The sequence below is a fragment of the Burkholderia sp. WSM2232 genome, from assembly GCF_000472545.1.
In the GTDB taxonomy this organism is placed as follows: Bacteria; Pseudomonadota; Gammaproteobacteria; order Burkholderiales; family Burkholderiaceae; genus Paraburkholderia.
Genome location: NZ_KI421432.1, coordinates 83,854 through 98,034 on the forward strand (window position 1 = coordinate 83,854; position 14,181 = coordinate 98,034).

Annotated in this window: 12 protein-coding genes; 10 read left to right on the forward strand and 2 right to left on the reverse strand. The window is 63.3% G+C overall.

The window, feature by feature from the left end; all coding sequences use genetic code 11:
- Nucleotides 1–92 precede the first annotated feature (92 nt).
- The gene (locus tag F757_RS0130175) at nt 93–1,649 is read right to left on the reverse strand and encodes a peptide MFS transporter (protein ID WP_156923798.1); all 1,557 of its coding nucleotides are present in this window, start codon (nt 1,647–1,649) and stop codon (nt 93–95) included.
- Between the two features lie 391 nt (nt 1,650–2,040).
- On the opposite strand from F757_RS0130175, the gene F757_RS0130185 reads away from it, so the two are divergent.
- The 7 genes from F757_RS0130185 (at nt 2,041) to F757_RS0130215 (ending at nt 10,089) form a co-directional block, all read left to right on the forward strand.
- Entirely contained in the window at nt 2,041–2,613 is a 573-nt protein-coding gene (locus F757_RS0130185; protein ID WP_013342661.1) for a cupin domain-containing protein, read from the forward strand.
- A gap of 169 nt (nt 2,614–2,782) precedes the next feature.
- Nucleotides 2,783–4,411 (forward strand): peptide ABC transporter substrate-binding protein, encoded by a 1,629-nt coding sequence (locus tag F757_RS0130190; protein ID WP_027214586.1) that lies wholly within the window; start codon nt 2,783–2,785, stop codon nt 4,409–4,411.
- A gap of 15 nt (nt 4,412–4,426) precedes the next feature.
- Nucleotides 4,427–5,365, forward strand: coding sequence for an ABC transporter permease subunit (locus F757_RS0130195; protein WP_013342659.1), 939 nt, complete (start codon nt 4,427–4,429; stop codon nt 5,363–5,365).
- Nucleotides 5,366–5,367: 2 nt separating this feature from the next.
- Nucleotides 5,368–6,282 (forward strand): ABC transporter permease, encoded by a 915-nt coding sequence (locus F757_RS0130200; RefSeq protein ID WP_027214587.1) that lies wholly within the window; start codon nt 5,368–5,370, stop codon nt 6,280–6,282.
- Between the two features lies 1 nt (nt 6,283).
- Nucleotides 6,284–7,294, forward strand: coding sequence for an ABC transporter ATP-binding protein (locus F757_RS0130205; RefSeq protein ID WP_027214588.1), 1,011 nt, complete (start codon nt 6,284–6,286; stop codon nt 7,292–7,294).
- Nucleotides 7,291–8,331, forward strand: a complete 1,041-nt coding sequence (locus F757_RS0130210; RefSeq protein ID WP_027214589.1) for an ABC transporter ATP-binding protein — start codon at nt 7,291–7,293, stop codon at nt 8,329–8,331. Before F757_RS0130205 ends, F757_RS0130210 begins: the two co-directional genes overlap by 4 nt.
- A 159-nt stretch (nt 8,332–8,490) precedes the next feature.
- Nucleotides 8,491–10,089: an OprD family outer membrane porin gene (locus F757_RS0130215; protein WP_027214590.1), complete on the forward strand. Its 1,599-nt coding sequence runs from the start codon at nt 8,491–8,493 to the stop codon at nt 10,087–10,089.
- A gap of 84 nt (nt 10,090–10,173) precedes the next feature.
- Here F757_RS0130215 and F757_RS0130220 read toward each other — a convergent pair whose 3' ends face one another.
- Nucleotides 10,174–11,064 (reverse strand): IclR family transcriptional regulator, encoded by an 891-nt coding sequence (locus F757_RS0130220; protein WP_027214591.1) that lies wholly within the window; start codon nt 11,062–11,064, stop codon nt 10,174–10,176.
- 277 nt (nt 11,065–11,341) lie between these two features.
- Between F757_RS0130220 and F757_RS0130225 the strand changes: the two genes are divergently transcribed.
- The 3 genes from F757_RS0130225 to F757_RS0130235 are packed head-to-tail and all read left to right on the forward strand — an operon-like array spanning nt 11,342 to nt 14,163.
- On the forward strand, nt 11,342–12,433 hold the full coding sequence (locus F757_RS0130225; protein ID WP_027214592.1) for an ABC transporter ATP-binding protein: 1,092 nt from the start codon (nt 11,342–11,344) through the stop codon (nt 12,431–12,433).
- Nucleotides 12,426–13,340: an ABC transporter permease gene (locus tag F757_RS0130230; RefSeq protein WP_027214593.1), complete on the forward strand. Its 915-nt coding sequence runs from the start codon at nt 12,426–12,428 to the stop codon at nt 13,338–13,340. Before F757_RS0130225 ends, F757_RS0130230 begins: the two co-directional genes overlap by 8 nt.
- A gap of 28 nt (nt 13,341–13,368) precedes the next feature.
- Nucleotides 13,369–14,163: an ABC transporter permease gene (locus tag F757_RS0130235; RefSeq protein WP_027214594.1), complete on the forward strand. Its 795-nt coding sequence runs from the start codon at nt 13,369–13,371 to the stop codon at nt 14,161–14,163.
- Nucleotides 14,164–14,181 lie beyond the last annotated feature (18 nt).

Consider the following 14,181-nt stretch of genomic DNA (forward strand, 5'->3'; position numbering starts at 1 on the left):
GCACTGGTTGCCAACGCTGGTTGCAAGCACCAGTTGCCAGCACCAGTTGCCAGCGCCCGCTCGATGCGTCGCCCAGTGCCGCGCGCAAGCGCCTACTGCTGCGCCACCGCCGGGCGTTGCACGCTCGTCTCGTTTGCGGCCTCCTTCACGGCCTCGTTTGCGTCAGCATTGCACCGCTGATGCTCGCGCGAGAGCCTACGCATGAGCGGCAACAGCAGCACGGCCACCACCGCGCCAACGGCGGCAAGCCAGCCCAGGCCGGTAAACAGCTTCGTATAAAGCGGCAACGATTCGAGCGGGTCCATGTCGCCCGCCGGCATCTGCGCGAAATTGGCGACCACGCTGCCCAGATACTGCGACACGCCGGTCGCCACGAAGTAAGCGCCCATCATGAAGCCGCTCATGCGCACGGGCACATAGCGCGCGATCATCGCGAGGCCGAGGCCGCTCACCAGTAGCTCGCCAAGCGAGTACAAGCCATAGCCGCCGACCATGAACCACGACGACACGCGCCCGTTCACCGCATAGCGGCCGCTCGCCGCGTAGACGAAGAAGCCCGCCGCCACGACCGCGAAACCGAACGCGTACTTGACTGCAACCGGCACGTCCTTGCCGCTCTTCGCGAGCCGCGTATAGAGCAGCGCGAGCAGCGGGCTCAGCAGCATGATCCAGATCGGGTTGAGCGCCTGGAACTGCGCCGCGCTCCACGTGAAGAGCGTCTCGCCGAACAGCGTGAAGCGCGGATCGACATTGCGCAACGCGAACAGCGTGAGCGAGGTCGACATCTGCACATAGAAGACGAAAAACAGGATCACCTGAGCCGTAAGGATCAGCGCAGCGACCAGACCCGCGCGCTCGGAGCGTTCGCACCTGAGCAGCATGTAGCCGAAAATCGCCAGAACCGCGACGCCCGCTGCATAGACGCAAGCCACTGCAAGCGCCTTGTGTTGCAGCACGAACATGGTCGCTGCGCCAAGCGCAATGCCGCCGAGCGCGACCGCGCCGACCCGCCGCCAGCGAACCGGCTCGGCGTCCGGCGCCGAGCCGATATGCGCGAGCGTGCGAAACATCACGAAGTAGTTCGCCACCGCCAGCAGCATGCCCGCGCAGCACACGGCGAAGGCCGTGTGCCAGCCCCAATGGTCCTTGATCCACGGGGTCGCCAGCATGGAAGCTGTCGAGCCGAGATTGACGGCCATGTAGTAGATCGTGAACGCGCTGTCGATGCGCGCGTCGTCGCCTTCGTAGATGCGCCGTACGAGATTGGCCGCGTTCGCCTTGAACAGACCATTGCCGACGACGATCACGCCGAGCGACGCGTACATGAACGCGAGCCGGTCGTCGGGCAGCGCGAGCATCAGATAGCCGGCGGCCAGCACGATCGCGCCGAAGGTCATGGTGCGGCGCGTGCCGAGAATCTTGTCGCCGATCCAGCCGCCTATCGACGGCGACGCATACACGAGCGCGGTAAATGCGCCCCAGGTGAGCGTGGCGCGGCTGTCCGCGAAATGCAGCTTGTCGATCATGAACAACACGAGCAGCGCCGCCATGCCGTAGTAGCCGAAGCGTTCCCACATTTCGATCAGGAACACGGTTGAGAACGAGCGGGTCTGCGAGACCTGCACGCGGGAGTGTTGCGGTAAATCCATCATTAACCTCTTGTTCAAACTATCGGGCGACGGCGGGACTGCCGCGCGCCGCGAACCATCGGATTGCGAGAACGGCCGCATCTCCACGAGCGAGCGCCCCCGCCGTGCAGCATCGTCCTGCGCGTCGTGTATGTACCGCCGTGATATTCAGCGCGCATAGATTGGGACGCCGCTGAATCTATGCGCGCCCTTGTCCGAATGAAGGCGCGGCGTTTCCACGCCGCCGGCCGAATTGGCGGAGCGGCTTGTAGCTTCTGGCAACATAGCGACCTGTCTTGAAAAATGCAGTCAGTTTGAAGCCGGGGGCACAGGCCCGCAGCCACCGGCAAGGCGCCATCAAACCATATTTACTTATATCAAACAAATTTTGACGGGCTAATTTCCTCCTGCTATGGTCACGACAATTCATAAGAGCAATACGGCACTCGAAGTAGGCAGCAAAATCCGCGCGCTGCGGCAACGTCTGAAGCGCACGCTGGACGAGACGGCAACCGCGGCGGGAATTTCCAAGCCGTTTCTGTCGCAGGTGGAAAGGGGCCTGGCCTCGCCGTCCATCACGTCACTGGCGGGCATCGCTCATGCGCTCGGGGTCACGGTGCAGTATTTCGTCGACACCCCTAGCGAAGAACGCTCGGTGAGTCGCGGCGATCAGCTGAAGTTTTTCGGCTTCGCGGACTCGGCCAACCTCTTCGCGCGCTTGACGAACGTGGCAGGCGGCCGCCAGCTCGAGGCGATCCTCGTGAAGATGCCGCCGGGGCAAAAGCGCTCGGAAGTCACGACGCATGCCGGCGAAGAGTTTATGTATGTGATCGACGGCGAAGTGTCGTTGACGCTGGAAGGCAAGACGTTCGTACTGCGTGCAGGAGACAGCGCGCATTACGAATCGACGGTGCCGCACAGCTGGCTGAACACCGCTCGCGTGGAGTCGGTGGTCGTCTGGGTGGGCACACCGAGACTGTTTTAAGCAAGCGGGCTACTTTCCGGTTCATCCGGCAGGACAGCCTGCATTACGAAATGTAAGGATTCCTGCATGTCTGACAAACAACAAGGGCCGCCCAGGCCCGCAATAAGCAGATAGCCGGGCGCATCAGCGCCGCGCCTTCTTCTCTCGACCTTTCCTGCGATCTGAACCGATGAAAACCCCGTTTGCGTATGCGACGGCGCTGAGTGCGCTCGTCCTCACCCTAACCTCGTCGCTTGCTGGTTCTGCGTTCGCCGTCACTGTGCCGGCTGGCGTGACGCTTGCCGCGAGCCAGGAAATCACCCGCCAGGTGCCGGGCGAAACCGAATCGCTGGATCCCGCGCATGTCGAATCGTGGACCGGCAACACCATCGCGCTCGACATGTTCGAGGGCCTCACCCGCATCGACGCGGCCGGCACCGTGGTGCCCGGCGTCGCGCAGTCGTGGACGCGCACCGGCCCCGACACGTGGGTCTTCAAGCTGCGCCACGACGCGCGCTGGAGCAATGGGCAGCCCGTCACCGCAAACGATTTCGTGTACGCGTGGCAGCGCGTGCTCGATCCGAAGACGGGCTCCAAGTACACCGTGCTGGTCGAATTCGTGAAGAACGCGAAGGCAATTCTCGCGGGCAAAGCGCCGCTCACGAGCCTGGGCGTTCGAGCCGCCGATCCCTACACGCTCGAAGTCACCACCGAGGTACCCGCCGCCTTCTTCCCGCAACTGGCCGCCATGCCGACCATGGTGCCGGTCAACCGCGACGTGGTGACGAAGTTCGGTGGCGACTGGACCCGGCCGGGCAACTTCGTCGGCAATGGTCCTTACGTGCTGGCCGACTGGCAGCCTGGCAACCGGCTCGTCGGCACGAAGAGCAAGACATACTGGAACGCAGGCAAGGTGGTGATCACGAAAGTGACCTATCTGCCGATCGAAAACGACGAGACCGCGATGCGCATGTATCAGGCCGGACAGTTCGACTACACGTATTCGATTCCGTCGGGCATCTACGCGCAGGTGAGCAAGCAGTTCGGCAGCGAGCTGAAAACCGGCTTGCAGATCGCCACGTACTACTACAGCCTGAACAACGAAGATCCGCTCTTCAAGGACAAGCGCGTGCGCCAGGCGCTTTCCATGGTGCTCGACCGCGACCTGCTCACGCAGCGCCTGACCGCCGACGGCGAGTTGCCCATGTATGGCCTCATCTCCAAAGGCACCCAGGGTGCAGCGGTTTTCAAGCCCGAGTGGGCAAGCTGGCCGATGGCCAAACGTGTGGACTATGCGCGCAACCTGCTGAAAAGCGCCGGCTATTCCGAAGCGAAGCCGCTCACGTTCACCCTCACCTACAACACGAACGATCTGCACAAGAAGGTCGCGCTCTTCGCAACGTCCGAATGGCGCACCAAGCTGGGCGTGAACACGAAGCTCGAGAACGTCGAGTACAAGGTGCTGCTCAAGCAGCGTCACGACGGCAAGGTGCAAGCGTCGCGCGACGGCTGGTTCGTCGACTATAACGACGCCATGTCGTATTTCGACCTGATCCGCTGCAACAGCGTGCAGAACGATCAGCGCTATTGCAATCCGCAAGTGGACAAGATCGTCGAAGAAGCCAACCTGCAGCTCGACGACGCGAAGCGCGCCGCGCTGCTCACCCAGGCGCACGACATGGCAATGAACGACTACCCGATGGTGCCGCTCTTCCAGTACTCCGCGGTGCGGCTCGTCAAGCCTTACGTGGGCGGCTACACGTCGACCAACTACGTGGACCAGCGGGCCACGCAGGACATGTATCTGATCAAGCACTAAGCGCGGAGCATCGACATGCTGGCCTATACGCTGCGCCGCACGCTGTGGGCGGTTCCGACGATTCTCGCCGTGATCACCGCCTGCTACCTGCTGCTGCATCTCACGCCGGGCGGGCCGTTCGACACCGAGAAGCAACTGTCGGCGGCCGTGCTCGCGAACCTCAACGCGAAGTATCACCTCGACGAACCGTTGTGGCTGCAGTACGTCCACTACCTGGGTTCGCTGCTGCGCGGCGATCTCGGGCCGTCGTTCCGCTACGCCGACTGGTCGGTCAACGACCTCGTCTGGAAAGCGTTGCCGGTCAGCCTGGGTGTGGGCGGCGTGTCCGTGCCGATTGCCGTGGTGATCGGCGTCACGCTCGGCACGCTCGCGGCCGTGCGCCGCGACCGTTTTGTCGATCACGCGGTCATGGTGCTCGGCAATATCGGCAACGTGGTGCCGCCCTTCGTGCTCGGGCCCGTGCTCGTGTGGGTCTTCGCGATTCTGTTAAAGCGCTCCGAAGGCACCGGGTGGCTGCCCGCGGGCGGCTGGGGCGAAGGCGAATGGCGTTACCGCGTGTTGCCTATCGTGCTGCTCACGTTCATCAACGTCGCGGCCATTGCGCGTGTCATGCGCGGCAGCATGATCGAAGTGCTGTCCGGCAACTTCATCCGCACTGCCCGCGCAAAGGGGCTGCCCGGTCGCACCATCGTGCTGCGGCACGCGCTCAAGCCTGCGTTGATGCCCGTCGTGTCGCTACTCGGTTCGATCTGCATTTCGTCGATTACCGCCGCTGTGGTGACCGAGTCGGTATTCGCGTTGCCGGGCCTCGGGCAACTGGTGGTCAACGGTGCAATCAATCGCGACTACACGCTCGTGCTCGGCCTCGTCGTGCTGACAACCGCCGTCGCCGTGCTTTTCAATCTGCTGGTCGACCTCGTGTATGCGTGGCTCGACCCGCGCATCCGGTACTGATCATGGCCCGCTCTCTTCAATCGACTGCGGCGGCGCGCGACCCGCTTGCCGCCGTGGCCGGCGCCCCGCGCTCGCGCGGTCCGCTCGCCAGCGCCGCCGTGCGCTTCACGCGCAACCGCGCGGCGTTCGCCGGCTGCATCGTGCTGTTGCTGATCGTCGTGGCATGTGTCGCCGGTCCGTGGCTGCTGCCCAATGGTCCGATAGACAGCGACTGGTCCGCAACGAGTCTGCCGCCGACGCTGCAAAACATGCACTGGTTCGGCACCGACGAGCTCGGCCGCGACCTGCTCGCGCGCACGCTGCAAGGCGGGCGCGTGTCGCTCGAAGTGGGCCTGCTCGGCACCCTGGTGTCGGGGCTGATCGGCGTCGCGTATGGCGCGACCGCCGGTTACCTGGGCGGGCGCGTCGACGCTGTGATGATGCGCATCGTCGACATGATGTACGCGATCCCCTACATGCTGATCGCCATTCTGATGATGACGATGTTCGGCCGCGCGTTCTATCTCGTCGTGCTCACTATCAGCGCGTTTTCGTGGCTCGACATGGCGCGCGTGGTGCGCGGCCAGACGCTGTCGCTGCGCACGCGCGAATTCATCGATGCGGCGCGCGCCATCGGCGTGAATTCGCGCTGGATCATCGCGCGGCATATCGTGCCGAACCTGTTCGGCGTGGTGGTCGTGTACGCGAGCGTGACGGTGCCGAACATCGTGCTCACCGAGTCGGTGCTGTCGTTCCTCGGCCTCGGCGTGCAGGAACCCATGACAAGCTGGGGCGTGCTGATCCAGGACGGCGCGCAGAAGCTCGAGTCCATGCCCTGGCTTTTGCTGTGCCCGGCGGTGATGCTGTGCGTGACGCTCTACTGCGTGAATTTCGTCGGCGACGGTCTGCGCGACGCATTCGACCCCAAGGACCGCTGACATGCCGCTTCTCGAAGTCAAAGATCTCAGCGTGCGCTTTACGCGCCGTGAAGGCGCGCCCGTCGACGCGGTGCAGCGCGTGTCGTTTTCGCTCGAAGCGGGCCGCACGCTCGGCATTGTCGGCGAATCAGGCTCCGGCAAGAGCCAGACGGTGATGGCTCTGCTCGGCCTGCTCGCGGGCAACGGCAAAGTGTCCGGCGAAGCGCTCTATCGCGGCGACAATCTGCTCGCCATGAACGAGGCCGCGCTGAACAGAATCCGCGGCGACCGCATCGGCATGATCTTTCAGGACCCGATGACCTCGCTCAATCCGTTCCTGACCATCGAGCGGCAGATGACGGAGACACTGCAACTGCATCGCAAGATGTCGCGCCGCGAGGCGCGGCGCCGCGCCATCGAAACGCTCGAATCGGTGCGCATTCCCGATGCCGCGCGGCGCATCCGCATGTATCCGCATGAGTTTTCCGGCGGCATGCGGCAACGCGTGATGATCGCCATGGCGCTGCTTTCCGAGCCCGAAATTCTGATTGCCGACGAGCCCACCACCGCGCTCGACGTTACCGTGCAGGCACAAATCATCGAGCTGCTGCGCGAACTGAACCGCGAGCGCGGCACCGCGATCATCCTGATCACGCACGACATGGGCGTGGTCGCGGGCCTGTGCGACGACGTGATGGTGATGTACGCCGGCCAGACCGTCGAACAGGCGAGCGCCGCCACACTGTTTGCCGCACCGACGCATCCGTACACGCTCGGTCTGCTCAGCGCATTGCCGCGCCTGAATGACGACAGCGAAGACAACGACGACGATCGCCCGTTGCAAACCATTCCCGGCAATCCGCCGCTGCCCGGCGAAGTGGCCGCGGGCTGCGCATTCGCGCCGCGCTGCGCCTATTGCCTCGACGCATGCCGCGAGGTGCGTCCGGCGCTCGTTGCAATCGCCAACGACCCGCAAGCGCGACGCGCCTGCCACCGTCCGGTGGGCGAAATCCTGGAGGCACAACACGTATGAACGCGACTCCCCTTTCAGGCGAAGAAACCGGCACGCTGCTTTCGGTCGAGCAACTCAAGGTGCAGTTCGGCGTGTCGCGCGGCGGCTATCCGTGGTCGGGCAAGACCATGCTGCGCGCGGTGGACGGCGTGTCGTTCAGCGTGCGGCGGGGCGAAACCGTGGGCCTTGTCGGCGAATCGGGCTGCGGCAAGTCTGCGCTTGCGCGCGCGATCGTCGGACTTGCGCCGGTGGCAAGCGGCAGCGTGCGCTGGCTCGGCAACGAAACGGTGCTGACACCATCGCGTGGCAGCGCCAAGGTGCCGCAACGCGATACCACGCTCCTGCGCCGCGACGTGCAGATGATTTTCCAGGACCCGCTCGCCTCGCTCGATCCACGCATGACGATCGAACAGATCGTCGCCGAGCCGCTCGTCGCACAGGGCAGAAACCTCGCGCGCGCCGACGTCCAACGCCGCGTGCTGACCATGCTCGAACGCGTGGGCCTGAACGCGCAGCACCTGCGCCGCTATCCGCACGAGTTTTCGGGTGGCCAGTGTCAGCGCGTCGGGATTGCGCGCGCGTTGATCGGCGAGCCGCAACTGGTGATCTGCGACGAACCCGTGTCCGCGCTCGACGTTTCCATCCAGGCCCAGATCGTCAATCTGCTGCGCGATCTGCAACGCGAGTTGTCGCTATCGCTTCTGTTCGTCGCGCACGATCTCGCGGTGGTCAAGGCCATCAGCCACCGCGTGCTCGTCATGTATCTCGGGCGTGTAATGGAATTCGGCGACAAGCGCGATGTGTACGGCACGCCGCGTCATCCCTACACGCGCGCGTTGCTGTCCGCCGTGCCGGTGCCCGACCCGGCCGTTGAGCGCGCGCGGCGCCATCTGCTGTTGCGCGGCGAGATTGCGTCACCGCTGAATCCGCCTTCCGGCTGCGCATTTCGCACGCGCTGTCCCGACGCGATAGACGCGTGCGCGACGCAGATTCCGCAACCTGTCACGCACGGTGCGAGCGCGACGCGCGTAGCGTGCATTCGCGTCGGCGACGGCTAAAGCCAGCCGCCTCACCCCAGGACAGCAACCTCATTCCCCGGCACGGCGGTCTCGCCGTGTCGTTGGATTCGCTCGCCCTGCAATCCGCATGACGAGCGATCAGCGTGGACTGGCTAACCGCCGGCCAAAGTTTAATTACAAAAGTCGAGACATCCCATCATGAAAAATAACTCAACAAAAATCCGCTCAAAAATCCGCTCAAAAATCCGGTCAAAGCAGTCCGGAGTCACTGCCGCGATCTACTGCGCCTTCACCCTTCCCGCACTGGCCGTCGCCGCGAATGCCTATGCCGACGACGCGATCACGCAGCCCGCAGCCGACGCGAGCAACGCTGCGCCCGCCGCGCAAACGTTGTCGTCCCCACAAGCATCGCCGGAACAGGTGACGCAGGCGCCGCCCGCGAACAAGCGCCGTGCGGAGAAGGGCGGGCAGATCCGTAACGATCAGCCGGATACCACGAATGCGATTGTCAACGCCGAGGCATCGCAAGTCGTCACGCCGCCCACGCCACCGTCGAGCCAGGCATCGAGCAAGGGCTTCATCGCCGATAGTCATTTGAATCTGCAGTTCCGCAACTACGCGGACTACTTTCAGGCGCCGAACACGATCTATCGCCATGCGTGGGTGCAAGGCGCGCAGGTCAACTATGAGTCGGGCTTCACGCAAGGCCTGGTCGGCTTCGGCGTGGACGCGTCGCTATTCGGTGCGCTCAAGCTCGACGGCGGCAATGGCGCGGGCAACATGGTGCACGTGGGCAAAAGCGGCGGGGGCTCGCAGCAACTCGCATGGGCGTACCCCGGCATGTACGACATCAAGGGACGCATATCGGAAACGGTCGTCAAATACGGCTTGCAGGACGTGACGAATCCGTTTCTCGAACCGCACGACAACCGCGCGTTGCCGCCCACCTTTCTCGGCGTCTCGCTCGTCAGCAACGATCTGGCTCACACGACGCTCGAGGCCGGCAGCTTCACCAAGGTCGACGCACGCGGCCACACTAATCTGAGCAACCTGACCACCTCGTACGGCGGCACGCGCATCGACCGGCTGACCTATGTGGGCGGCACCTGGCACTATGCGAAGAACGGCGAAATGGCGCTCTACATCGATCAGGCCGATGACGTCTGGCGTCAGTACTACGGTTCGGTTTCGCAGTCGTTCGGCGATCCGACCACCATCAAGTGGAGCGGCCTTGCCAACATCTACTCGACGCACGACACCGGCGCGTCGCGACAGGGGCATATCAACAGCAATGCGTATAGCGTGTCGGTGTCCGCGCAACACGGGCCGCATGCGTTGCTGCTCGGCTATCAGCAGGTGCTCGGCGACCAGTTCTTCGACTACGTGAACGAGACCAACGGCATCTATCTGACCAACTCGATGGACGTCGACTACAACGCGCCGCACGAGCAGTCACTGCAATTGCGCTATACGTTCGACGGGAAATACGCAGGCGTGCCGGGACTCAAGGCGATGCTGTGGGGCGCCTATGGCTGGGGTGCCGATGCCTCGGCGGAAGCGGCGGAAAATGCGTCGCCTGGCGCTGCGCTGCATGATCTGTACTGGAAGAACGGTCAGCCGGTGCACGGCCATCACCACGAGTTCGGTTTCATTCCGAGCTATACGCTGCAAAGCGGCCGCTTCAAGGACACGAAAATCACGTTCATCGCTATGTGGCACAACGGCAGCGCTTACTATTCGGACGGCAACAACATGGAGTACCGTCTGGTCGTGAATGTGCCGGTAAAGGTGTTCTAGGCGCTCGTCATTCGCAAGCCGAAAAGGCGTCACGTTGCCCAGGTTCGCGCGTGACGCCCGCCGCACGGCCGCGGCGACCGGGCTCTACTCCTGTTCGGCGCCCGCAATCCGCACGCTGGTCATGGCGCGCGAGAGGCCATGCATCGGCCGGCGCAACGCCACGTCGAACGGATTGGTTTGCGGGCCGATTGCCTCTGCCTGACGGCGCAGCAACTCCACCACCATCGGCAGGCGGTCGTCGCTCAAACGCGCGGCCAGCGTGCCCACGCTCAATGCGGCCACCGCTACCCCGGTGCGGTCGAGAATCGGCACGGCCACGCCCGCCATGCCGTCGAGCACACCGCTATTGCGGCCGGCGTAACCCAACTGCCGCACGCGTTCGATCTCCGTGCGCAAATACACTTCGTCGAGCACGCCATAGCCGCGAATACGCGGCACGTTAAAGCGAATGATCTCCTCGCGCTCAGCCTCGGGCAGGAACGCGAGAATCGCGAGACTGCCTTGTCCGACACCCAGGGCGACGCGTCCACCAATGTCGCCGGTGAACGAGCGAATGGGAAACGGTCCTTCGCAGATGTCGAGGCACACTGCGTCGAAACTGCTTTTCACGAGCAGAAAGATGGTATCGCCCAGACTCGCGCATAGCCTCAGCAACGCGGGACGGCACAGCGTGCGCATGCCGCTTGGGTTGCCCGCTTGCGCTGCCAGCGCAAAGAAATTCACGCTGAGCCGGTAGAGCTTGGAACTCTCGTCCTGTTCGACAATGCCCTCCCCGATCAACGCATGCAGGATGCGGTGCACCGTGCCCTGCGTGAGTCCCACTGCTTTGGCGAGCCGCGTGACGCGGCTTCCTTCGGGCTGCGCTTCGGAGAGCGCGCGGATCACGGCAAACGCGCGCTCCAGCATGCCGGTGCCGGGCGCTACACCGGCTTCGACGCTGTGGCTGTCGGTATCTCGTTTGGCGGCAGCATTCATTGTTTGGGCTCACATTTATTTCACTCACCGGAACAAATGCAGGAATATCGTCCGGAACGGGAATGATGCCCGAGTTTCGGCCTAGGCGGCACTGGTGGTCAATAACATAGGGATTCTCCGGAGGCCATGCAACGGAACGCTTGCGCCAGCTTCCCGCATTGGTATTCCATTGTTCGGAATTTTTAGCAAAGTTATACCGGCAAACGGAATTCATCATTGACGCTTGTTAATTTGGCTAGCTAGAGTCGGCTCCATCGAGGTATCCAGAGGCCACACCATGTCGTTCCTCACACTTACAGACGTAGCCAAATCGTTCGGCGAGCTTCAGGCTGTGGCGGACGTCAACCTGTCGGTGGAAAAGGGCGAGTTCGTCTCGCTGCTCGGGCCGTCTGGTTGCGGCAAGACCACCACGTTGCAGATGATCGCCGGCTTCCTCGAAACGACCCGCGGACGCATCGCGCTGGACGGCAGCGACATCACGCATATGAAGCCGAACCGGCGCGGTCTCGGCGTGGTGTTCCAGAGCTACGCACTGTTCCCGCATATGAGCGTGGCGGACAACGTGGGCTTTGGGCTCGAAATGCGCAACGTCGACAAAGCGGAGCGCAAGGAGCGCGTGCGCGAAGCGCTGTCGCTCGTGCGGCTGGATCAGCTGGCGCATCGCTTTCCGCGCGAACTGTCGGGCGGTCAACGGCAGCGCGTTGCGATTGCGCGTGCCATCGTAATCGCACCGCCCGTGCTGTTGCTCGACGAACCGATGTCCAATCTCGACGCGAAGCTGCGCGAGGACATGCAGTTCGAGCTGCGCGGCATTCAACGCAAGATCGGCACGACCACCATCATGGTCACGCACGACCAGTCAGAAGCGCTCTCGATTAGCGACCGCGTGGTCGTGATGGAGGCCGGCCGCATTACGCAGATCGATACGCCCTACGAAGCCTACGAGCGGCCGGAGAATCGCTTCGTGTCGCAGTTCATCGGCAAGGCGAACATGCTGCCCGGCAAGGTGATCGCGCGCGACGGCGAGGCGATCCGCGTCGACCTTGGACACGATCTGTGCGAAACGGGCCGCACCGCGCAATTGCCCACCCGCGAACGCATGCTCGGCGTAGGCGACGCGGTGACGCTGTGCATCCGCCCCGAAAAACTGCGCCTGTGCGCGCCTGACGCGGGACGCGTGCCTGCCACGGTAACGAGCCGCTTCTTCCTCGGCAGCCAGTGGCTTTATCGGCTCGACAGCCGCCTTGGCGAAGTGCTCGTCTGTTGCCAGAACGAAGGCAACGAGCCGCTGCCCGAAGGCGCGGCCGTCGGCGTGGACTGGAGCAGCGAGGCCATCCGCTTCATTCAACGTGACGCGCATCATGGATAGCACGCTGCCCGCAACCGAAAACGGCAAGACCGAAACAGAGGGCGCACGGCGCGCGCCGTGGCGCGCGTTCGTGCCGCTCTGGCTGATGTGCCTTCCTGCGTTTTTGCTGTTTGTCGCACTCGTGCTCGTGCCGCTCCTGATGACACTGGTGCTGAGCTTCTATCGCTTCGATCCGGCGAGCGGTCCGCTCGCCGCGTTCCAGTTCGGCAACTATGCGGAAGTACTCGGCTCAGCGTATTTCCACACCATCTTTTTGCGCACGTTCGGCATTGCGTTTCTGGTTACGCTGCTGTGCGTGGTGATCGGCACGCCCGAGGCTTATGTGCTCTCGCGCATGCGCGACCCGTATCGCTCGATGTTTCTGCTGGTGATTCTCGCGCCGCTCCTCGTTTCCGTGGTGGTGCGCGCGTTCGGCTGGAGCATGCTGCTCAACAGTAACGGGCTTGTGAATCAGGCATTCGCGCTGTTCGGCCTCGGGCCGTACAAGCTCGAGTACACCACCTTCGCGATTGTCATCGCACTCGTGCACGTGATGCTGCCGTTCATGGTGATTCCCGTGTGGACCGCGTTGCAGAAGCTCGATCCGCAAACGGAAAACGCAGCGCTTTCGCTAATGGCTTCCCCCGCCACGACGCTGCGCCGCATCGTATTGCCGCAACTCACGCCGGGCATTCTGTCCGGCAGCCTGATGGTGTTCGGCCTGTCGGCAAGCGCCTTTGCGATTCCGGGTCTGCTCGGCGGACGCCGCCTGAAAGTTGCCGCGACCGCTGTCTACGACGAATTCCTCGGCTCGCTGAACTGGCCGCTCGGCGCAACCATCGCGCTGCTGTTGCTGGTCGCGAACCTGATCGTGATGCTCACTTACTACCGGGTTCTGGAGCGCAGATACGCCAGAAGCCTAGGTTGATACAACGGTTCAAGCGCGAAAAAACATCATGAGAAAGAACGGTCCTATTGCGCTGGTCTTCCACTCGCTCGTCATTGCGTTCGTGCTGGCGCCGCTCGTCATCGTCGTGCTGGTTGCGTTCACGCCCGACGAAACGCTCACGCTGCCGACACACGGCGTATCGCTGCGCTGGTTTCGCGCGATCCTCAATTACCCCGATTTCATTGCGGCATTCGTCAACAGTTTGAAGCTTGCGTTTGCCTCCGCCACGCTCTCGCTCCTCGTCGCGCTGCCCGCCGCACTCGCCATTGGCCGCGCGCGCTTTCCGGGCCGCGCTTTTCTGAACGGCCTGCTGCTCTCGCCCCTCGTCATTCCCGGCCTCGTGCTCGGCATTGCGTTGCTGCGCTTCTTTGCAATGATCGGCGCGACTGGTTCGTTCACGTGGTTGATCGTCGCGCACATGATCATCATCACGCCGTTCGTCATGCGGCTCGTGCTGGCTTCGGTCAGCGGGCTGGATCGCAGCGTCGAGCATGCGGCGCATTCGCTCGGCGCAGATCCGTGGACCACCTTTCGCCGCATCACGCTGCCGATGATCCTGCCCGGCATTACCGGCGGCTGGCTGCTCGCGTTCATTAACAGCTTCGACGAACTGACGATGTCGATCTTCGTTACCTCGCCGCAAACGGTGACCTTGCCGGTACGCATGTACATGTACGCAACCGAGTCCATCGACCCGATGATGGCCTCCGTTTCCGCGCTGGTGATCTTCATTACCGCGGGTGCGATGCTGCTGCTCGACCGCGTGTACGGCCTGAACCGCATTCTGATTGGCCAGCACTAATGCCTTCTTCTGTCCACG